An 18,174-nucleotide genomic window follows, 5' to 3' on the forward strand; every position below is an offset into this window, starting at 1 on the left:
GGAGGGGATCGCCAGCGTGGGACCCCGTCCCGCGCTGGTGATCCAACGCCGTCGTGATCAACCAATTATTTCTCGCCGCACGATTTCGGCCCCGGCACCCAGCGCCCATAGCTTACCTCGCGCGACGTTGCGCGACAGCGGCGCCATGCCGCAGTTTGTGGCGGGCAAGAGCTTGTCGGCGTCGACGAAGCGCAGCGCATTGCGCAGCGTGTCGGCGACCTGTTCTGGTGTCTCGATCGTGTCCGTCGCGACGTCGATCGCACCGACCATCACCTTCTTCCCGCGAATGAGTTCGATCAGGTCCATCGGCACGCGCGAGTTCTGGCATTCGAGCGAGATGATATCGATCTTCGACTTCTGAAGGTTTGGGAAGGTTTCCTCATACTGGCGCCATTCGGTGCCGAGCGTCTTCTTCCAGTCGGTATTGGCCTTGATGCCATAGCCATAGCAGATGTGGACGGCGGTCTCGGCATTCAGTCCCTCGGCCGCGCGCTCTAGCGTGGCGATGCCCCAGTCGTTCGCTTCGTCGAAGAAGACGTTGAAGGCGGGTTCGTCGAACTGGATGATGTCGACGCCGGCGGCCTCCAGCTCGCGCGCTTCTTCGTTGAGAATGCGTGCGAACTCCCATGCCAGCTTCTCGCGGCTCCGGTAATGCGCGTCGTAGAGAGTGTCGATCATCGTCATCGGCCCGGGTAGTGTCCACTTGATCGGCCGGTCGGTCTGGGCGCGCAGGAAGCGAGCATCGTCGACGAACACAGACGTCGACCGTGAGACGGCACCAACGACGGTAGGCACGCTGGCGTCATAACGGTTGCGGATGCGCACCGTCTCGCGCTTCTCAAAATCGACGCCGTCGAGATGCTCGATGAACGTCGTGACGAAGTGCTGCCGCGTCTGCTCGCCGTCCCCCAGGATGTCGATGCCCGCCTGCCGCTGATCGTCGACGGCCAGGCGCAGCGCGTCCTGCTTGCCCGCAATCAGTTCCTCGCCCTCTAGCTTCCACGGCGACCACAGGCTCTCGGGCTGGGCCAGCCACGATGGCTTGGGCAGACTGCCCGCGGTCGTCGTCGGCAATAGTGTCGTCATCAGTAATACCTTTGTGTCGTGGGGATCAGAAGCCGCAGGTCGCAGACCAGCGTTGCAGCGCGGCAGCGTGCGGCTTGATGAAATGCTCTTCAGCAAATTTGCCCTGCTCAATGGCGAGGCGGCTGCGCTCTTCACGATCGTAGACTATGCGGGTCAGCGAATAGTCCTGATACCTCAGGCTCGGCTGATAATGCTCCGCCGCCACAGAATTGGCGTTGTAGATTTCTGGACGATAGATTTTCTGGAACGTCTCCATCGTCGCGACGGTGCTGGCGAGTTCCAGGTTGGTATAGTCGCTGACCAGATCGCCGATATGGTAGAAGGCGAACGGCGCGACACTATGCGGCGGCATGAAATACCGCACCTTCATGCCCATCTTCGCGAAATACTGATCGGTGGGTGAGAATTTGTCATTGCGATACTCGACGCCCAGGATCGGATGCACGTTGGCGGTCCGGTGATAGACCTCCTTGCTCGACACGCTCAGGCAGATGACCGGGTGCTTACGGAACGCGGTGCGGTACGCGCTCGATGCGAGGAAATGCTTGAACAGGTTGCCGTGCAGATCGCCGAAGCCCTCCGGCGCGCCGCCACGTCCGGCCTTCAGATGATCGGGCAGGACGACGCTGAAATCGTAGTCACGCACGTAGGAAGAGAAGTTGTTGCCGATCATACCATCGCTGCGCTCGCCGCTGACCCGGTCGGTCACAGTTGTGTGCAGGATCTCGATCAGCGGGAAGGCTTCGTCGTCGGCATCGTTCCCGAGCGTGAGCGCGGCCGAGACGATTTTCAGCTCCAGCATGTAGCGATCACCCTTGGGATTATCCCAGTGCATCAGCGCGTTGAAGCGATGGTCGATCATCATCAGCGTGTTGCGCAAATTCTCCTGGCGGCTGTCCCCGCGCGCGAGATTGGCAAAGTTGGTAGTGATGCGCGTGTTGTCGGCCGGACGATAGTTTTCGTCGAACGGGATACTGCTGATCGAGAATGTAAACCCGCTATTCGTCATGACTCAACCCTGGCTTTACGGGCGGGAGGTCAGGCGAAATCGCGCAAGGCGTGAACAGGCCCGGATGGCGGCAAGCCACGGACCGTCGCATCAAGCGCGATCCACCGGAGGAACCCCCGTCCGAGGAACGTTATGGCGTCGAAGGCAGGTCTCCTGGCTCACGGGTCAACGCGGTGGCTCCGGCCTTCCCAGGCTCCTTGCGGGAGCCCAGTGACACGAAATGGAGCCGCCACTCGCCGCTTACAGTTGCGGGGGCAGCGCCGGATTCTGCCCCGAAGGACACCACCGACTTCCCGTCTTAGCCCCATCGCCACGCCTGGGATGGGGAACCTCGACATATCCGTTCAACACCATTAGCCCGATGGTGTCAACGTTGATATAAAGATATCTTTATATCTTCATCTCCTGCGAAGCGCAGTCGTGATCGTGATGACTTCGACTGTGCCATGCGGTGTCGAAAATCCCCCCTGGTCTTGACCTATAGGGACGTTTCCTGCGACCCTGGCACGGTCAAGGTTCCTTCGCCGGATGGCCGAAGGCTAAGACGGGAAATCGGTTCAATGCCGATGCTGCCCCCGCAACTGTAAGCGGCGAGTAGAAATCCCCTCGTGTGTCACTGGCGCTTTGGCGCTGGGAAGGCCGGGATTTTGACGACGACCTGCGAGCCAGGAGACCTGCCTTCGACGCCATAACGACCACCGGCGGGGTGCCCGGTCTGGCCGCTGCGTTGCTGCGGGAGAGGTGTAACTCTCTCGCTGGTAGCTGGCGTCTGGATATCCTCGCGCATGATTGAGGACCAGGATGCCACAGGACTATCGCAGCACTTCCATCCAGCTGATCGACATGGTCTTCCCGGGCGATGCCAACCATCACGGCACGCTGTTCGGCGGTGTGGCCCTGGCGCATATGGACAAGGTCGCTTTCCTCGCCGCATCACGCCATGGCCGCGCGGCCTTCGTCACCGCCTCTTCGGAGAAGATCGATTTCACGGCACCAGCCCGGATCGGCGACATGGTCGAGGTGACAGGCCGGGTCGTGCGGGTGGGGCGGAAGTCGCTCGACGTAGAGGTCGAACTGATCGCAGAGGCGCCGGTATCCGGCGAACGACGGCTGTGTACGCTAGGCCGTTTCACGCTCGTCTCGGTCGGAAGCGAAGACCCTCTGCCGCCGATGGGCGAGACGGTCCCGCATGATGCGGCGGAGCCATTGCGAATGGTCGAGATGATTTTCCCGAACCAGACCAACCATTACGGCACCCTCTATGGTGGCGATGCGCTTCGCATGATGGGCAAGGCGGCCTTCATTGCCTCAACGCGCCAGGCACGGGCTGTCATGGTTATGGCAGCATCTGACCGGATCGACTTCCGTTCCCCTATCCGGGAGGGGGAGATGGTCGAGCTAACTGCCGGAGTACAGATGACGGGGCGCAGCTCTGTGCGGATCAGTGTGGATCTGAGCGCCGAGGATTTAATATCCGGGGAACGACGACATGCGGCCACGGCGCTGTTCACGATGGTTTCGGTTGATGGAGATGGTCGAGCAAAGCCGCTTGGTAGTATCGGATAACACGGCCCCCCAAACTTTCCCAAAAAGGAACCTCCAACGGGACGGCTGACGGTCGCAAGGCGCGCCGAACGGCAGGGAAATAGCCGTTTTCCCAAAATATGTTCCCGATTGCTCATTCCCGAAATGGCCGGTTGGAGACGGAGAAATGGGACGATCCGGCCCGTGAAATGGACTCGCCTTTGGCATCCGCCCGGAGCGGATAATGTGAGCAGCCATCCTCGATTGCGAGCAGCGCCCGATGATGGCGAGCTCGCTGACAGCTAATTCGAGCACGATACCGCCCGCCAGTGTAAGCGTGGTCAGCAGGCCGCCTTGCGGTAGCGCCGGTAGCCGGGATGCTTGCCGCCTTTGAAGAGGGTGCGGGCGGTGCAGGAAGTTATCGGTTCTACGACCAGTCATACGAGCACTCGTATGACTGGTCGGATAGAGGTGGTCGGCCGGGTATCGGGTCGACGGCGATGGTCCGACGCGGAGAAGCTGGAGATTCTGGCCGAGGCGTTCCGGCCGGGGGTTCGGGTCTGCGATGTCATCGCACATCGCGAGGTATCGAGCAGCCTAATCTACACGTGGCGCAAGCAGCTGCACGAAGGCAAGCTGGCCGGGGCGATGCCGTCGCTGCCGGTATTTGCCGAGGTGCAGGTGGCGGAACTGACGCCGTCAGCGCCACAGCCGGCACCATGTTCATCGGGGCTCATCCACATCGAACTGCCGAGCGGTGTGCGGGTAAGCGTCGACGCAGGCGTGGATGCAGGCGCGCTGGCGCGGGTGCTGTCGGTGCTGCGGTGAGCCCGGTGCCGCTACCGACGCGGGTGTTCCTGGCGTGCGGGGTGACCGACATGCGCAAGGGCTTCGATGGTCTGGCGGTGCTGGTGCAGCAGGTGCTGGCGCAGAATCCTCATTCGGGTGCGCTGTTCGCGTTCCGGGGCAAACGGGGACATCTGGTCAAGCTGCTGTGGTTCGATGGGCAGGGGCTGTGCCTGTTTTCCAAGCGGCTCGACCGTGGCCGCTTCGTCTGGCCGGTGACCGCGACCGGCACGGTGGTGCTGACGCCGGCGCAATTGTCGATGCTGCTGGAGGGCATCGACTGGCGACGCCCCGAGCGGACGTTCGCGCCGACGCTGGCGGGGTGAGAACGGCGGTTTTACGCCGCTTTTGCTCGCTCGCCGACCTGCAATCTGCTATGAAGACAGCGTGTCGGAAGCGCCTGTTTCCCCTGCAGATGCCACCGCGCGGATCGCCGCGCTGGAGGCCTTACTCGCCCGGGCCAATGCCGCTCTGGCTGCCCGCGACCTGCTCATCGATACGCTGCGCGGACAGATCGCGCGGCTGCGGCGGATGCAATTCGGCGCCTCGTCCGAGAAGCTCGGCCGCGAGATCGAGCAGCTCGAACTGGCGCTGGAGGAACTGGAGACGGAGCGCAACGCGCCTGGGCCTGAGATGGCCGACAGCGGCGTGGCGGTTCGGCCGGTGCCCGTCCGCAGTCTTCCCGGACATCTGCCGCGCGAGGAGGTCGTCCATGAGCCGGCGTCGGGTGCCTGCACCTGCCCGGACTGTGGCGGTGCATTGCGCGCGCTCGGCTCGGACGCACACGAGATGCTCGACATCGTGCCGGTGCGCTGGCGGGTCGTGCGCAACGTCCGCCCCAAATACAGCTGCCGGGTGTGCGAGAAGATCGTCCAGGCTACCGCCCCGGTCAGCGCCGTGGCGCGTGGCAAGGCCACCTTCGCTACGCTGGCGCATGTCGTCGTCTCGAAGTTCGACCACCATTTGCCGCTTTACCGCCAGGCCGAGATGATGGCCGCGCAAGGGCTCGACATCGACCGCTCGACGCTGGCGGGCTGGACCGGACAGGCCGCGGTGCTCCTCGACCCCATCGTCAGCCGCATCCGTGACGAGGTGCTCAAGGCCGACAAGATCCATGCCGACGACACGCCCGTGCCGGTGCTCGACCCCGGCCGGGGGAAGACCGCGACCGGGCGGCTATGGGTGTACGCAGCCGACGACCAGGCGTCCGGCGGCACGGCGCCGCGCGCGACCTGGTATCGCTTCACGCCCGACCGCACGGCCGCGCACCCGATGGCCCATCTCGCCGGCTTCCGCGGTTTCCTTCAGGCCGATGCCTATGCCGGCTATGACGGGCTCTACCGCAGCGGCGTGACCGAAGTCGCGTGTTGGGCACACTTTCGCCGAAAGGTCTTCGATCTGCACGAGCGGTCACCCACGCCGCTGACAACCAACATCCTCGAGCGGATCGGCACGCTTTACGCTGTCGAGGCCGAGGTCCGTGGCCAACCACCCGACGTGCGATGTCGAGCCCGACAGGAAAAAAGTCGACCGCTGGTCGACGCCTTGCGCGAGGTGCTCGACGCCAGCTTGCGCCGCCTGTCGTCCAGGTCCGACATGGCAAGGGCCATCGCCTATGGCACGAAGCGCTGGCCAGCGCTGTCCCGCTTCCTCGACGATGGCCGCCTGGAGATCGACAACAATATCGCGGAGCGTGCGCTGCGCGGTGTCGCGGTCGGACGCCGCAACTGGCTGTTCGCCGGTTCGCGCGCAGGCGGCGAACGGGCCGCTGCCATCTACACCGTCATCCAGACCTGCAAGGCCAACGGCGTCGATCCGCAGACCTATATCGCAGACGTCATCGCCAAAGTCGCGGCAGACTGGCTTGCCAGCCGATGGGATGAACTCATGCCGTGGAACTGGATGCCGCCGGCACATCAGCCGACCGCACAAGCCGCATAATCCGCGGTCTCCACATCACGCTTACCCGCCAGTGGCAGAGAGCGTGAGCACAAAATCGCTTCGATGGCGAGCAGACGCCGCTATGTTTGCGAGCCGCTACACCTAGCCGCGCATACTCAGGCGTCGCCGACCGTCAGCGCGGTGCGACCATCGTCAGCCTTCCCGGTCAATCCGGGCACCTCGTCGAGTTGTCGAAGATCGGTGAAGCGGCCGCGCTCGCCGCGATAGCGTACGATCTCGAAGCCGTGGCCTTTCAAGGCTGGGACGGCGTCCAGCTCCTCGGCCGAGGCGGTATTGACGTTGATGAGCGCTACATTGTCCAACGTTAATCCTCCGTGCAATGACGCGAAAACGCGTAGCCCCGTCTTGGTTGCCACGGTCGCGGGGACGAAGTGCCTCGTTATGCGTTCAGCGGGAGCGGGAGGGTTAACTATGATCGCGGATCACATATTTTGTCGCAAGCAGGCGGAGGTCGAGCGGCGAGCCGCGGCCGAGGCAACGCTAGAACGCGTGCAGGAACGCCATTTGCAGTCCGCCTTGAATTGGGACCGTCTTGCCCAACGCGGTGAGCTAACGGAGCGTAATCGAATCCGAAAGGGCGCGGCGATCGCAGAGGGCTAAATGGCGCCTCGTTGCGTTTGGGGAGAAATCAACAAGGCGCCGGTTGGACCAAGCGCTGGGCTTCGGCATCGGTCATCAATTGAACAGTCTTCCTATCGCGCTGTTCCGGCACCCGGACAATATCGCCCAACCTGGTGCTAGTCGCCCTCGCCGATCAACGCGGTGGCGCTGGCCGGCGCAGGTGCTGAAAAGCTTGAACGTCTGGGAAGAGCTGGCGCGGAAGATCGAGCAGCCACCCCGACGCTGTCCAGCATCCGATCGCCGCGAGTAGCCAGACGCCGATGTAGGATTGGCCGACGACGTCGTAGACGAGGGTGCCATAGGATTTGATGAGCCAGACGAGCAGGGCGCCGAAGAGGAACATGCGCGTCCACGTGTAGCGACCGGTGATGCGCCGCAGGCTGCGTTCGAGATTGATCACCGGATCTTGGCCGGGTTGTCTGCGGTGCTGATCCATGCTGCCGTTCTCCCCGCGATCATCGATAGCGTAGACTGCAGTCCGAGAAAACTCGATCGCCTTCACGGTTGCTCCAAATCAGCCGCAGAGCTCCTAAATAGGCCGTATGGCCTCAAACGACACCGGCGCGTTGCGCCGCCTCATCTACACCAGCCGCGCGAACGATCACGACTTGGTGGACATCCTGCGGGTGAGCCGCGCGAACAACGGCATCGACGGGATCAGCGGCCTGTTGCTGGCAAAGCAAGGCATGTTCGTGCAGGTGCTCGAGGGCCCACCCGAGAGCGTGGCAACGACGTTCGAGCGGATCCGTCGAGACGACCGGCACTCGCACGTCGAGGTGCTGAGCGACACGGCCGAGACGGAGCGCGCCTTTGGAGATTGGGCAATGGCAGGGCTGCCGGGCGAGGACGACATATCAGTGCGTGAGCGTCTAGCCGTGCTAACCACTGGCGCTCCGGCAACGATCAAGACGGTCTTTCAGGGCAGCTGACGCTAGACCCGTCCCAATGCCGGCGGATGCTTCTCGCCGCATGGCTCAGCTGCTCCTCAACAAGCCAAGACGCGTGCGCACATAGCCAAGGCCGAAGACGTAGATCGGGACGAAGATGATGGCGGACGCTCCCCACACCCACGGGTCCACGTCGGCGTAGATGAGCAGGGCGACGACCGCGAACCAGTAGGCCGTGTCCATGAGGTTCATAACGGACTTGCGGTGATCCCGGCAGCTGGTCTCGGGGATAGCGAGACGCGCCCTGTCAGGCTCGGCCATGATCGTCGCTCCCAGTTGGTCCGTTTCAAACATACCGGATACGGCATCGAAACCAAGCTGGGTTGCCTCCGATCAGACAGCGTTCCGCAGCGGCTCCGGCTTCTTGCCGTCTGGCAGGGTGTCCCGAAGGTGCTGGTGAACCATGGCCGCGGAGAAGGGCTTGCTGAGGAATGTGGCTTTCTCGGGCATGTCGCCGTCCTCGCGCTTCAAGCGGCCGCTCGCGATTACGATCTCGATCCACGGATAGAGCTCGGCGACATGGCGGACGAGGGCAAACCCGTCGGTATCTCCCGGCATGTCGACGTCCGAGAAGAGCAGGGTGATCGTATGTGCATGCTCCGGAAGCATGACGATCGCTGCGTCGCCGTTGTCGGCTTCGTGCGTCCGGAACCCCACGTCTTCCAAGATGCCGCAGGCATCCATGAGAATGATGGCGTCGTCATCAACAACAAGCGCGTAGGGATTGGTCGAAAGAGCCATCAGCCCTAAACCCCTGGGCGCGAGCAAGGTCCCTCGTAGGAGGGAATATACCTTGCGCTACTGTCCTGCCGTGGCGCAGGCGGGCGCATGTCTCACCTGCGGGGGCGGTCGTGACCTTGGAACCAGGCGTACGAGCGGCGTCGGTTCTGCACCGCGAGCACCGCAAAGGCGACCGACCAGCCAAACAGCACGGCGAGCAGCGCATCGGTCGATGCGTGTGCGAGCAACAGCACAATCATCGAAATGGACGCCGCAGCGCCGAGGACGAGCAGCTGACTGCCATTCGCCGGCTGTGGGAGGCCGACGCGGTCGACACGCCAATCATGAGGCTTCGACGCATGCCGCCAAGCAGTGACAGCGTTCCAGGCGGCAATCGCGAGCGCGATAAGCGTTCCTGCAATCAAGACGTTATTCAACGGCGTCCCCACTTCTCTTCGAAATAGATGTGAAGTTGACCCGATGGTCAAGCTGCGCGGGACAACACACAAATATGTGTGTCGGGTGAGAACCTGAGGCCGTTTCGAGTGACGGGGCCGGGGCCGCTGCTTTCGGCTTAAGCCCTGTCTTCGTTCAGCGATTGCCTTCGAAGAGGTCGGTCCTTTGCGGGAGCTTGCGCGCCAAGGTCGCTGATACGCCCAGCAGGGCAAGCGCAATGACCTGAGCCACGCCGGCCTGCATCTCATCATCGAGCAGCAGCGAGGCCAGCGCGAACGCAAAGGCGCCGAGTGAGGGCACGACACCGAAAACAAGGTGATGAATCGTTCGCGCGCGAATGAATGTCAGAAGGAGCGCTGCAACAAGGTTGATGGATGCCACGAACATCGTCATGTTATATAGCGCTGTCCCGACGCTCATAAGACACGTCCTCTATTTAACATAATCTGTGTTATCGATCTTATGTTGTGTAAGCGCTAAGTACAAATGGCACCAGCCCGCTAGATAGAAATGGCACTCTGCGGTGCTCTCAGCGGGTCGCCGGTGTCATAGCCGTTCTCGGCAACGAGGACGCGCATTGTATGACGGTGCTGGCGATGAGTTCTGCTGAGATCACCCGGTTCGACACGCTGATGCGGCTCGACCGTGGCGAGATCCGGGTCGCGGACGCGATGGAGCTGCTCGGCCTTGCGAGGCGGCAGGTGTACCGGTTGCTGGGCCGCCTGCGACAGGACGGCGCTAGCGGCCTGGTGTCGCGCAAGCGAGGACGCCCGAGCAACCGACGCTACAGCGACGCCTTCCGCGCCGAGGTGGTCACGCTGGTGCGCGAGCACTACGCCGACTTCGGACCGACGCTGGCGCGCGAGTACCTCGCCGAGCGCCACGGCATCGGCCTGTCGTGCGAGACCCTGCGGCGCATCATGCTGGAGGCCGGGCTGTGGCAGGACCGTGCAGCAAAGCGCCCTCGCCCGTACCAGCCGCGCTACCGGCGCGACTGCCGCGGCGAGCTCGTCCAGGTTGACGGCTCCAAGCACTGGTGGTTCGAGGGCCGCGGTCCACAATGCACGCTGCTGGTGTTCATCGACGACGCTACGAGCGAATTGATGCACCTCGAGATGGTCGAGAGCGAGAGCACCTTCTCGTACATGCGCGCGACGAGGACCTATCTCGAGCGGCACGGCAAGCCGGTGGCCTTCTACACCGACAAGCACAGCGCCTTTCGCAACAACACGGCCTCGGCGAAGGGTGACGGCATGACCCACCTCGGGCGGGCGCTGGACCGGCTCAACATCGAGCTGATCTGCGCAAACTCGCCGCAGGCGAAGGGACGCGTCGAGCGGGTCAACGCGACGCTGCAGGACCGTCTGGTCAAGGCGATGCGGCTACAGCGCATCTCCACCATCGACCAAGCCAACGCCTTCCTCCCCTCCTACATGGCGCAGCACAATCGACGGTTCGCCAAGGCGCCGTTCGACCCGCGCGACCTTCACCGGCCGCTTGCCATCCATGAAGACCTGGAAGCGGAGCTGGTCTGGCGCGAGCAGCGCACCGTCACCGGTGCCCTCACCTTGCACTACAACAAGGCCATGTTCATCCTCGAGCCCTCCCCTGCGTCGCAGGCGCTCGCGCGGAAGAAGGTCGACGTGTGCGAGTACCCGGATGGCCGGCTCGAGATCCAGCACGAGGGCACGGTCCTGCCCTATCGCATGTTCGACAAGATGCGCCGGGTGAACCAGGCCGCCGTGGTCGACAACAAGCATCTCGACGCGGCGCTGGCGCTCGCCCGCGTGATACAGCAAGCTCAGCCACACCATGCCAAGCGCAACAACAACGAGCCGGCGCGCACCGCGCAGCCCGTCGGACCGTTCAAGGCGCCCTCCCCGGCTTCATCCGCCCAGAAGCTCGACCGTCGTACGCTCGGCAACGGCAGGCTCAAGCGTGGGCCGCGTCTCTCCAACGAGGACCTGGTTGCGCGGGGCCTTAGTGAGTACGCTCGCTAGCGTCCGGAACCGCCCAAATTTAGACGCTCAGGCAGGCAACCTGTTTTCCCGAAATCCGCCATTGGTTCAGCCCGACCATTCCCGTTTCCCCATCCTCGAATGCCAATTTCGGGAAAGAGCAATTGGGAACATATTTCGGGAAAGCCGATGCCTCTGACGCCTCTCGGCATGGTGAGAAAGGCTACTTTCCCGCTACGGGTTCGAGACCGTCCGAAAACGCGAGGCGGGATGGTTGAGCGTGCAGGTACGCAGAGGAATTTCGGGCATTTGCCGTCTTCTGCGCCCTGGTAACGGCCAAATCGGCTCTGAGACGGTCATTCCCACGGTCGTGACGGAGAATATGGCCGCCTGGATCAGGCCTGCACTGCCCGGATCAGCCCCGGCACGCCTATGAGGGTGATGGCCCGCCTGAGATTGTAGGCCAGTGCCGTCAGGCTGAACTCGGCGCGGACCTTGTCCAGCCCACGCATCAGGAACGCGCCCTGGTTCATCCATTGCTTGATCGAGCCGAACGGGTGTTCGACCGTGGATTTACGGATCACGAGGATGTCGGGGCGTTCCGCGAGGCGTGCCGCCATGCGCTCGATGACGGCCTCGTGCTCGCCGCGATTGATGCGTCGCCAGCGTCCCTTGGTGCAGCGCGCCTTGATCTGGCAGCCCGCGCAGGCGGCGGGGCTGGAATACTGGACCGACAGATGCCCGCGCGTCACGGACGCGTAGCGGATGTCAAGCACCTGGCCGCCGGGACAATGATAGACGTCGGCTTGGGGATCGTAGCGGAACCGCTCCTTGGGAAAGAGGCCGTTGCCGACGGCGGTGCCACGATGCGGGCGGGGAATATAAGGCGTGATGCCGGCCGCCTCGCATGCGACGATGTCGTCGCCGGAGTGATATCCCATGTCGGCGACCGCATCGATCCGCTCTACCCCGAGTGCTTCCATCGCCGCTCCGGCGGTGGGCGCCAGCAGGCTCATGTCGTTGCAGGCGTTGGTGACGTGCTGCTCGACGATCAGGCTGTGTTTGGCGTCGACCGCCACCTGGGCATTGTAGCCGAGCGTGACCTTGGAATGCGCGACCATCAGGCGGGCGTCGGGATCGGTGAGCGATATCTGTCCTTCGCCGCTGGCCTCCAGCTGACCCAGCAGCGCCGCACTGGCCTGACGCTGTTCGCGCAGCTTGGCGATCTTCGTCGCCAGGGTATCGCCGCGACCGGTGCCGGCAGCATCCTCACCGTGGTCGATCTGGTCCAGCTCCGCCAGATAGCGGTCCAGTCGCGCATCTACTGCGGCGAGATACGTCGCCAGGCGCTCACGGCTGAAATTGCGCGACCGGCTGTTCACCGCTTTCAGCCGCGTGCCGTCCACCGCCAGCAACTCGCGTCCGAACAGGTCCAGCTTGCGGCACAGCATCACGAACGCGCGGAACACCGCCTTGAACGCGGTCCGGTTGTCGCGCCGGAAGTCGGCGATGGTCCGGAAGTCCGGACGCACACCGCGCAGCAGCCAGATCAGCTCGAGATTGCGCGCCGCCTCTGCCGCCAGGCGCCGGCTCGACCGCACCCGGTTGAGATAGCCGTACAGGTAGAGCTTGAGCATGTCGGCCGGATCGTAACCGGGCCGTCCCGTCGCCTTGGGTCGCGACCGCACGAAGCCAGCACTGCCCAGATCAAGATCATCGACGAAGGCGTCGATGAACCGCACCGGGTTGTCCGCCGCTACATAATCGTCGACCGACGCTGGCAGCAGCAGCGCCTGATCACGAGCATGTCCCTCGATGTACGCCATGCATGCAGATTACACCGCCCGGATGCACTCGGGAATCACGATCACGTTTTCGGACGGTCTCGTTCCTTTACGGGAACGCCGATCAGGCTCTGGTTAGCTCAGTTTTGCGCGTGATAGTCCAATGCTCCAGTCGTTTGTAGACGATCACCTTGTCGCCGATCAGATCTCCATGCCGGCGACAGAAGAGGTCGAGCTGATCGCGATCGCCGACCAGTTCGACACAGATCGTCAGATGCGGATCGGCAATTTCCGAGCCGTTCTCCCGGATCGGTTCGTGATTGCTGAAGCCGTAATGGGTATTTTGCGCGACGGCGTTGATGATGCCGTCCGCCTTCGCGGTGCGAATCAGCTCGCGATAGAGCGGCTTTGCCCCCCAGAAGCGACGCGGGCCGATCTTGTCGGACGGTTTCAGATAGATGCGCAGCATCCCGACTTCGCGGTGATGGACGGTGAAACGATTGGGCATGACGGGCTTTCGACAGGAAACAGGATCAGGCGCGCGTGCGCCGGCGAGAAGCGCGGTGCGTGCGGGCATCGCGCAGGGTCGCGTCGGGTGTGAGGTGTGCGGCAGGTACCTTTGGCACAGCGACGCGCTGCGACAGGTAGATGCCGTTGTGGCCTGAGCAGAGGTAGGCGACGAAGCACGCGACTGCGATCGGCACCGTATAGGCCGCGCCGAACAACTCGATCCCCATGAACGTGCAAGCCAGCGGTGTGTTGGCCGCGCCCGCGAACAGCGCGACGAAGCCGATCGCTGCGAATAGCCCCGACGGTACTCCGAACATCGGCGCGAGCGCATTGCCGAGCGCCGCGCCGATAAAGAACAGCGGCGTGACCTCGCCCCCCTTGAAGCCCGCGCTCAGGGTCACGACGGTAAAGAGCAGCTTCAGCGCCCAGCTCCACGAGTGCGTATCGGGACCAAAGAAGCTGGCGATGGTCAGGCTGTCCGGTGTCGCGGCGAGCGTACCCAGGCCAAGATAGTCGCGGGTTCCGAGCAGCCAGACCAGCGCAATCACGGCCAGCCCGCCGATAACGGGTCGTAGTGGGCCATAGGGGATCACGCGCTTCAACCATCCGCCCAGCGCGTGATTGGCCTCGGCAAAGGTCAGCCCGGTCAGACCGAAGGCAATGCCGGCGACACCGGCCTTGGCGACGAGCAGCGCGTCGACCGGCACCAGCGCATCGACATGGTAGACGCCGTGATGAATGCCCCAGGCAAGACAGGTCCAGTCACCGACCAGCGCCGCGACCAGGCATGGCACCAGCGCGCGATACTCGACCCGACCGATCGCCAGCACCTCCAGTGCAAAGACCGCGCCCGCAATCGGCGTCCCGAAGACCGCGCCGAACCCAGCCGCGATCCCGGTCATAAGGAGGGTGCGTGTCGCTTCCGCATCCAATCTGAGCGCGCGTCCAAACCCGCTGGCAAGACTGCCGCCCAACTGCACGGCGGTGCCTTCACGTCCCGCCGATCCCCCGAACAGATGTGTCACGACCGTGCCGAAGAAGATGAGCGGAGCCATGCGCAGCGGCACGCCGCCCCCCGGTTCGTGGATTTGCTCGACGATGAGGTTGTTGCCGCCTTCGACCGAGCGCCCTGTCAGATGGTAGAGCAGTCCGACCACGAACCCGCCGATCGGCAGCAGGTAGAGCAGCCAGGGAAAGGCGAAGCGAAGCCGGGTTACGGCGTCGAGGCTCCGCAGGAAGGCCGCGCAGAGCGTTCCCACCGCTGCGGCCATCGGGACCAGGATCAAAGCCCACCGCAGTACCGACGTGGCATGGGTGCGGCGATCGCGAATGAACGCTGCCATGTTGAACTGGTCATAGAGATTGCGAAATGTCGCGCGCACGATTCCTCCTTGCTGCCTTGCGGCGCCTGGTAGGAATCATCGGCCCTTGCGAGGGCGGTTCGACCGAATGGCCCGGCGGAAATCCATCGCCGTGCCTGCGCATATGCTGTCCGACCGCGACCCGGTCAACCAACCGCAGAAGCATGAGACTATCGTTTTGGTGAGGACCGATAAAATGGCTTTGGCCACGGAATAAACCCCGACGAGCATCGTCTACGCTTTCGAGACCGATGCGCTGGAGGCTTATGCGTAGACGAGATTGGATGCTGGGTCTGACGGCTTCGGCCCTACTTACCGGCGCAGTCGCGGCCGCCCCCGCCGATGGCTACGCTAATATGATGTCTGTCGCGATGGACCGGATGATGGCGGGCATGATGGTCAAGCCGTCCGGTGACGTCGACCGCGACTTCGTGGCGATGATGCTTCCGCATCATCAGGGTGCCATCGATATGGCGGTGGCGGAGCTGCGCTACGGCCATAACGAGCAGCTCAAGCGCATCGCGCAGGAAATCATCATCGATCAGCAGCAGGAGATCGCCGCCATGAAGCTGGCGATCGGCCAGCCGCTACCGCCTTCGACGCCAGCCCCGACGCAGGGCGGCGACCACCATAGCCCTATGGAGCACTGACATGATCCGGACCATCCTGCGCTCGGCCGCCTTGCTGATGAGCGCCGCACCGGGCCTCGCCATGGCCCAGCAGGCGCCGTGGAACGCTAAGGACATGCCCGTCAGCCACCGCGACCGCGTCTATGCGTCTGAACAATTCTCCAACACGGTGTCGGTGACCGACCCGGCCGACAACCGGCTGCTCGGCGTCATCAAACTCGGCGATTCCCAGCCGATGAACTTCTCCCCGCTCTACAAGGGACAGGTGCTGGTTCACGGCCTGGGCTTCTCGCCGGACGGGAAGACCTTGGCGGTCGTGTCGATCGGATCGAACGCCGTGTCGTGGATCGACACCGCCACCAACACCGTCAAGCACACGACCTATGTCGGGCGCAGTCCGCACGAGGCGTTCTTCACGCCGGACGGCAAGGAGGTGTGGGTCACGGTCCGCGGCGAGGATTATATCGCCGTGCTCGACCCCACGACGTACAAGGAGACGGGGCGCATCAAGACGCCCGGTGGTCCGGGCATGACGATCTTCTCTCCCGATGGCCGGTACGGCTATGTCTGCTCTTCGTTCAATCCGGTATTGGCTGTGTTCGATGTCGCGACCCACGCGCAGGTCGGACAGGTGGCGCAGCCAAGCCCCTTCTGCCCCAACATCGCCGCGACGCCGGACGGCAAGCAAGTGTGGTTTACGCTGAAGGACATCGGCAAGACGGTCGCATTCGATGCTCGGCCACCCTTCGCGATCCTGAAGGTGCTGGATACCGGGCCTATCACGAACCATGTCAATTTCGCCCGCACGGCCAAGGGGCAGTTCGCGTATGTGACGGTCGGCGGAGAGAATGTGGTCAAGGTGTTCCGCACGTCCGACTTCACGCCGGTGGCAACAATTCCGGTCGGCAAGATGCCGCACGGTGTTTGGCCATCGGGCGACGGCCGGCGCGTTTATGTCGGGCTAGAGAATTCCGATGAGCTGGCCGCGATCGACACTGCCGGCAACACGGTCGTCGCTACCGTGCCGGTCGGACAGGCACCGCAGGCGATCGCCTATGTGTCGAACGCAGTTCCGACAGGCCCCGGCACCGACAATCTCCAGCCGCTCGGCACAGCGGGCAAGGCGCTGCATCTGACCATGGGGCCGATTGGCGGCAAAGGTACGGCAAGCAGCATCACCCTCTTCGACCAGGGCATCATTCAGGTCGTGCAGAGTGCCGTTACCGGTTTGCAGCCCAAGAAGCCTTACATGCTCGTACTGACCGCCAATGCGGACGGCAGCGGCGCTGTAGAGCCGCTTGCGAACTTCATGAGCAACCCGGCAGGTGCGGCGATCGTCAACGCATCGGGTCCGATCCGCCAGATCGTTCAGGGCAGCACCGCGACACCCCGGCGCTTTCTGGCGGTTGCGGAGGTGGTGAACGGCGCGCCGGGGCGCATCGTGCAGGTGCAGCGCGACTGAGATGGACCCGCTTGCCGCCGCGATCGAACCGCTGATCCCCGGGCTGCGCCGCTATGCCCGGTCGTGGTTGCGCGACCGGGTGATGGCGGATGACGTGGTGCAGGATTGCCTGGAGCGCGCGGTCGGGCGCTGGCGACAGCGACGGGGTGCGGAGGTCCGCCCGTGGGTCTATGCGATCCTGCACAATTTGTTGGTCGATCATCAGCGGCAGCATAGCCGGCGAGGTACGGCGGTTCCGCTCCACCTCGTGGACGACGCCGCGCTCGGCCGCCCGGCCGATCAGGACACAGGCCTGCACCACCGCGACCTGCTGCGCGCGCTTGATGCGTTGCCTGAAGAACAGCGAACGGTGCTGCTCCTGGTCTCGGTCGAGGGCCTGCCCTATGCGGAGGTCGCTGCCGTAGTCGGCGTGCCGCTGGGCACGGTAATGTCGCGCATATCGCGGGGGCGCGACCGTCTGGCGACCCTCCTCCGGGAGGGTGAACGGCCGCGATTGAGGAGCGTGCAATGACCAGCCCGATCGGCGAGGACGATCTGGCCGCATGGATCGATGGCAGGCTGTCGCCCGAGCGGCAGCGCCTGGTCGACGCCTATCTTGAAGGCCAGCCGGACGTGCATGCCCGTGTGCGAGAGCAGGCGGAGCAGGCGCGAGCCCTTGCATCCCTGTTCGCCCCCGTCGCGGATGAACCGATCCCGGCGACGATGCGCGTGGCAGCGATCAGGGGACGGCAACGGCAACCGCGTTGGCAGCTCGCCATCGCCGCGTCACTTCTGCTGGCGTTGGGGTTTGGCGGTGGCTGGTCGAGCGCGCGGTGGAGCGGCGAACCCCGCGCGGGCATCGCGGCGCTGGCCAACGAGGCGAGTGATAATTTCCGTGTCTATGCCGCCGACCGGATACGACCGGCGGAGATCGGCCCCGACCAGCGCGCCATGCTGATCCGATGGACCTCCGCTCGATTGGGTGAGCGCGTCACGATCCCGGACCTCAGCACGGCCGGCTATCGCTATGGCGGGGGGCGACTGGTCGCGACGCCCCACGGCCCTGCGGCACTGCTCCTCTACGACGGACCGCAAGCGTCGAAACTTGCGGTGCTGACGAGGCCCATGCAGATCGACAAGACCGCGAGCATGACCAGCACGTCCAGCGGGACCATGGGCCGGGTCACATGGGCGGTCGACGGGATCGGCTATAGTGTGGTGGGCGAGCGACCCGCGGCCGAACTGCATCCGATCGCCGATGAAGTCCGGCGTCAGGCAGATGCCGCGCTTGTGTCCTGATAGCGCCTTGCCGCCTCCCGG

The 18,174-nt window shown here is 63.9% G+C and carries 21 protein-coding genes and 3 riboswitches; of the genes, 10 read left to right on the plus strand and 11 right to left on the minus strand.

Translation table 11 applies throughout. The annotated features are described in order from the left end of the window. Positions 1 to 57: 57 nt before the first annotated feature. Positions 58 to 1,086: a methionine synthase gene (locus tag NPJ82_RS16910; RefSeq protein ID WP_342659241.1), complete on the minus strand. Its 1,029-nt coding sequence runs from the start codon at positions 1,084 to 1,086 to the stop codon at positions 58 to 60. Between the two features lie 25 nt (positions 1,087 to 1,111). Beyond that, positions 1,112 to 2,095, minus strand: coding sequence for a DUF1852 domain-containing protein (locus tag NPJ82_RS16915; protein ID WP_342659117.1), 984 nt, complete (start codon positions 2,093 to 2,095; stop codon positions 1,112 to 1,114). Between the two features lie 125 nt (positions 2,096 to 2,220). After that, a riboswitch (cobalamin riboswitch) is annotated at positions 2,221 to 2,444 on the minus strand. A 147-nt stretch (positions 2,445 to 2,591) separates the two neighbouring features. Next, positions 2,592 to 2,792, plus strand: a riboswitch (cobalamin riboswitch). A gap of 104 nt (positions 2,793 to 2,896) precedes the next feature. On the opposite strand from NPJ82_RS16915, the gene NPJ82_RS16920 reads away from it, so the two are divergent. The 4 genes from NPJ82_RS16920 (at position 2,897) to NPJ82_RS16935 (ending at position 6,406) form a co-directional block, all read left to right on the plus strand. Continuing rightward, on the plus strand, positions 2,897 to 3,661 hold the full coding sequence (locus tag NPJ82_RS16920; RefSeq protein ID WP_342659118.1) for an acyl-CoA thioesterase: 765 nt from the start codon (positions 2,897 to 2,899) through the stop codon (positions 3,659 to 3,661). A 411-nt stretch (positions 3,662 to 4,072) separates the two neighbouring features. After that, positions 4,073 to 4,447, plus strand: coding sequence for a transposase (locus tag NPJ82_RS16925; protein ID WP_342659119.1), 375 nt, complete (start codon positions 4,073 to 4,075; stop codon positions 4,445 to 4,447). Continuing rightward, positions 4,444 to 4,791 carry an IS66 family insertion sequence element accessory protein TnpB gene (gene tnpB / locus NPJ82_RS16930; RefSeq protein ID WP_342659120.1) on the plus strand — a complete coding sequence of 116 codons (348 nt, stop codon included), beginning with the start codon at positions 4,444 to 4,446 and terminating at the stop codon, positions 4,789 to 4,791. The genes NPJ82_RS16925 and tnpB overlap by 4 nt, the downstream gene beginning before the upstream one ends. A gap of 43 nt (positions 4,792 to 4,834) precedes the next feature. Then, positions 4,835 to 6,406 (plus strand): IS66 family transposase, encoded by a 1,572-nt coding sequence (locus tag NPJ82_RS16935; RefSeq protein WP_342659242.1) that lies wholly within the window; start codon positions 4,835 to 4,837, stop codon positions 6,404 to 6,406. 116 nt (positions 6,407 to 6,522) lie between these two features. On the opposite strand, the gene NPJ82_RS16940 is transcribed toward NPJ82_RS16935, so the two are convergent. Both NPJ82_RS16940 and NPJ82_RS16945 read right to left on the minus strand, forming a co-directional pair. Then, the gene (locus NPJ82_RS16940) at positions 6,523 to 6,729 is read right to left on the minus strand and encodes a helix-hairpin-helix domain-containing protein (protein WP_342659121.1); all 207 of its coding nucleotides are present in this window, start codon (positions 6,727 to 6,729) and stop codon (positions 6,523 to 6,525) included. 452 nt (positions 6,730 to 7,181) lie between these two features. After that, on the minus strand, positions 7,182 to 7,550 hold the full coding sequence (locus NPJ82_RS16945; RefSeq protein WP_342659122.1) for a hypothetical protein: 369 nt from the start codon (positions 7,548 to 7,550) through the stop codon (positions 7,182 to 7,184). A gap of 40 nt (positions 7,551 to 7,590) precedes the next feature. Here NPJ82_RS16945 and NPJ82_RS16950 point away from each other — a divergent pair, with 40 nt between their 5' ends. Then, entirely contained in the window at positions 7,591 to 7,977 is a 387-nt protein-coding gene (locus NPJ82_RS16950) for a BLUF domain-containing protein (RefSeq protein ID WP_342659123.1), read from the plus strand. 45 nt (positions 7,978 to 8,022) lie between these two features. Here NPJ82_RS16950 and NPJ82_RS16955 read toward each other — a convergent pair whose 3' ends face one another. The 4 genes from NPJ82_RS16955 to NPJ82_RS16970 all read right to left on the minus strand — a co-directional run bounded on the left by NPJ82_RS16955 (position 8,023) and on the right by NPJ82_RS16970 (position 9,564). After that, entirely contained in the window at positions 8,023 to 8,256 is a 234-nt protein-coding gene (locus tag NPJ82_RS16955) for a hypothetical protein (RefSeq protein WP_342659124.1), read from the minus strand. Between the two features lie 72 nt (positions 8,257 to 8,328). After that, positions 8,329 to 8,736, minus strand: coding sequence for a response regulator (locus tag NPJ82_RS16960; protein ID WP_342659125.1), 408 nt, complete (start codon positions 8,734 to 8,736; stop codon positions 8,329 to 8,331). Positions 8,737 to 8,828: 92 nt separating this feature from the next. Next, the gene (locus NPJ82_RS16965) at positions 8,829 to 9,152 is read right to left on the minus strand and encodes a hypothetical protein (RefSeq protein WP_342659126.1); all 324 of its coding nucleotides are present in this window, start codon (positions 9,150 to 9,152) and stop codon (positions 8,829 to 8,831) included. Between the two features lie 154 nt (positions 9,153 to 9,306). Further along, positions 9,307 to 9,564 carry a hypothetical protein gene (locus NPJ82_RS16970; RefSeq protein WP_342659127.1) on the minus strand — a complete coding sequence of 86 codons (258 nt, stop codon included), beginning with the start codon at positions 9,562 to 9,564 and terminating at the stop codon, positions 9,307 to 9,309. 188 nt (positions 9,565 to 9,752) lie between these two features. Between NPJ82_RS16970 and NPJ82_RS16975 the strand changes: the two genes are divergently transcribed. After that, positions 9,753 to 11,171 carry an ISNCY family transposase gene (locus tag NPJ82_RS16975; RefSeq protein WP_188659480.1) on the plus strand — a complete coding sequence of 473 codons (1,419 nt, stop codon included), beginning with the start codon at positions 9,753 to 9,755 and terminating at the stop codon, positions 11,169 to 11,171. 353 nt (positions 11,172 to 11,524) lie between these two features. On the opposite strand, the gene NPJ82_RS16980 is transcribed toward NPJ82_RS16975, so the two are convergent. The 3 genes from NPJ82_RS16980 to NPJ82_RS16990 all read right to left on the minus strand — a co-directional run bounded on the left by NPJ82_RS16980 (position 11,525) and on the right by NPJ82_RS16990 (position 14,766). Further along, positions 11,525 to 12,955, minus strand: coding sequence for an IS1182 family transposase (locus NPJ82_RS16980; protein WP_342659128.1), 1,431 nt, complete (start codon positions 12,953 to 12,955; stop codon positions 11,525 to 11,527). A gap of 82 nt (positions 12,956 to 13,037) precedes the next feature. Continuing rightward, positions 13,038 to 13,490, minus strand: a complete 453-nt coding sequence (locus NPJ82_RS16985) for a DUF190 domain-containing protein (RefSeq protein ID WP_204200589.1) — start codon at positions 13,488 to 13,490, stop codon at positions 13,038 to 13,040. Beyond that, positions 13,447 to 14,766 (minus strand): voltage-gated chloride channel family protein, encoded by a 1,320-nt coding sequence (locus tag NPJ82_RS16990; RefSeq protein WP_218845688.1) that lies wholly within the window; start codon positions 14,764 to 14,766, stop codon positions 13,447 to 13,449. The genes NPJ82_RS16985 and NPJ82_RS16990 overlap by 44 nt, the downstream gene beginning before the upstream one ends. Positions 14,767 to 14,828: 62 nt before the next feature. Continuing rightward, a riboswitch (Fluoride riboswitch) is annotated at positions 14,829 to 14,905 on the minus strand. A 130-nt stretch (positions 14,906 to 15,035) separates the two neighbouring features. On the opposite strand from NPJ82_RS16990, the gene NPJ82_RS16995 reads away from it, so the two are divergent. From NPJ82_RS16995 to NPJ82_RS17010, 4 genes are read left to right on the plus strand one after another with little or no spacing between them, the layout of a single operon-like run. Continuing rightward, entirely contained in the window at positions 15,036 to 15,434 is a 399-nt protein-coding gene (locus NPJ82_RS16995) for a DUF305 domain-containing protein (protein ID WP_342659129.1), read from the plus strand. 1 nt (position 15,435) lies between these two features. Then, on the plus strand, positions 15,436 to 16,875 hold the full coding sequence (locus NPJ82_RS17000; protein ID WP_342659130.1) for a beta-propeller fold lactonase family protein: 1,440 nt from the start codon (positions 15,436 to 15,438) through the stop codon (positions 16,873 to 16,875). 1 nt (position 16,876) lies between these two features. Then, positions 16,877 to 17,386 carry an RNA polymerase sigma factor gene (locus NPJ82_RS17005; RefSeq protein WP_007406239.1) on the plus strand — a complete coding sequence of 170 codons (510 nt, stop codon included), beginning with the start codon at positions 16,877 to 16,879 and terminating at the stop codon, positions 17,384 to 17,386. Then, on the plus strand, positions 17,383 to 18,153 hold the full coding sequence (locus NPJ82_RS17010) for an anti-sigma factor (protein WP_007406229.1): 771 nt from the start codon (positions 17,383 to 17,385) through the stop codon (positions 18,151 to 18,153). Before NPJ82_RS17005 ends, NPJ82_RS17010 begins: the two co-directional genes overlap by 4 nt. Positions 18,154 to 18,174: the final 21 nt, after the last annotated feature.

The sequence above is a fragment of the Sphingomonas sp. NY01 genome (assembly GCF_038809135.1).
GTDB lineage: Bacteria > Pseudomonadota > Alphaproteobacteria > Sphingomonadales > Sphingomonadaceae > Sphingomonas > Sphingomonas carotinifaciens.

Excerpts from the sequence above, each read along its gene's own strand:
- NPJ82_RS16925 (WP_342659119.1), top strand. The coding sequence starts at position 4,073 with ATGACTGGTCGGATAGAGGTGGTCGGCCGGGTATCGGGTCGACGGCGA.
- NPJ82_RS16995 (WP_342659129.1), top strand. The coding sequence starts at position 15,036 with ATGCGCTGGAGGCTTATGCGTAGACGAGATTGGATGCTGGGTCTGACG.
- NPJ82_RS17000 (WP_342659130.1), top strand. The coding sequence starts at position 15,436 with ATGATCCGGACCATCCTGCGCTCGGCCGCCTTGCTGATGAGCGCCGCA.
- NPJ82_RS16985 (WP_204200589.1), bottom strand. The coding sequence starts at position 13,490 with ATGCCCGCACGCACCGCGCTTCTCGCCGGCGCACGCGCGCCTGATCCT.
- NPJ82_RS16955 (WP_342659124.1), bottom strand. The coding sequence starts at position 8,256 with ATGGCCGAGCCTGACAGGGCGCGTCTCGCTATCCCCGAGACCAGCTGC.
- NPJ82_RS17005 (WP_007406239.1), top strand. The coding sequence starts at position 16,877 with ATGGACCCGCTTGCCGCCGCGATCGAACCGCTGATCCCCGGGCTGCGC.
- NPJ82_RS16910 (WP_342659241.1), bottom strand. The coding sequence starts at position 1,086 with ATGACGACACTATTGCCGACGACGACCGCGGGCAGTCTGCCCAAGCCA.
- NPJ82_RS16950 (WP_342659123.1), top strand. The coding sequence starts at position 7,591 with ATGGCCTCAAACGACACCGGCGCGTTGCGCCGCCTCATCTACACCAGC.
- NPJ82_RS16960 (WP_342659125.1), bottom strand. The coding sequence starts at position 8,736 with ATGGCTCTTTCGACCAATCCCTACGCGCTTGTTGTTGATGACGACGCC.
- NPJ82_RS16975 (WP_188659480.1), top strand. The coding sequence starts at position 9,753 with ATGACGGTGCTGGCGATGAGTTCTGCTGAGATCACCCGGTTCGACACG.
- NPJ82_RS16990 (WP_218845688.1), bottom strand. The coding sequence starts at position 14,766 with ATGGCAGCGTTCATTCGCGATCGCCGCACCCATGCCACGTCGGTACTG.
- NPJ82_RS16920 (WP_342659118.1), top strand. The coding sequence starts at position 2,897 with ATGCCACAGGACTATCGCAGCACTTCCATCCAGCTGATCGACATGGTC.
- NPJ82_RS16915 (WP_342659117.1), bottom strand. The coding sequence starts at position 2,095 with ATGACGAATAGCGGGTTTACATTCTCGATCAGCAGTATCCCGTTCGAC.
- NPJ82_RS16970 (WP_342659127.1), bottom strand. The coding sequence starts at position 9,564 with ATGACGATGTTCGTGGCATCCATCAACCTTGTTGCAGCGCTCCTTCTG.
- NPJ82_RS16980 (WP_342659128.1), bottom strand. The coding sequence starts at position 12,955 with ATGGCGTACATCGAGGGACATGCTCGTGATCAGGCGCTGCTGCTGCCA.
- NPJ82_RS17010 (WP_007406229.1), top strand. The coding sequence starts at position 17,383 with ATGACCAGCCCGATCGGCGAGGACGATCTGGCCGCATGGATCGATGGC.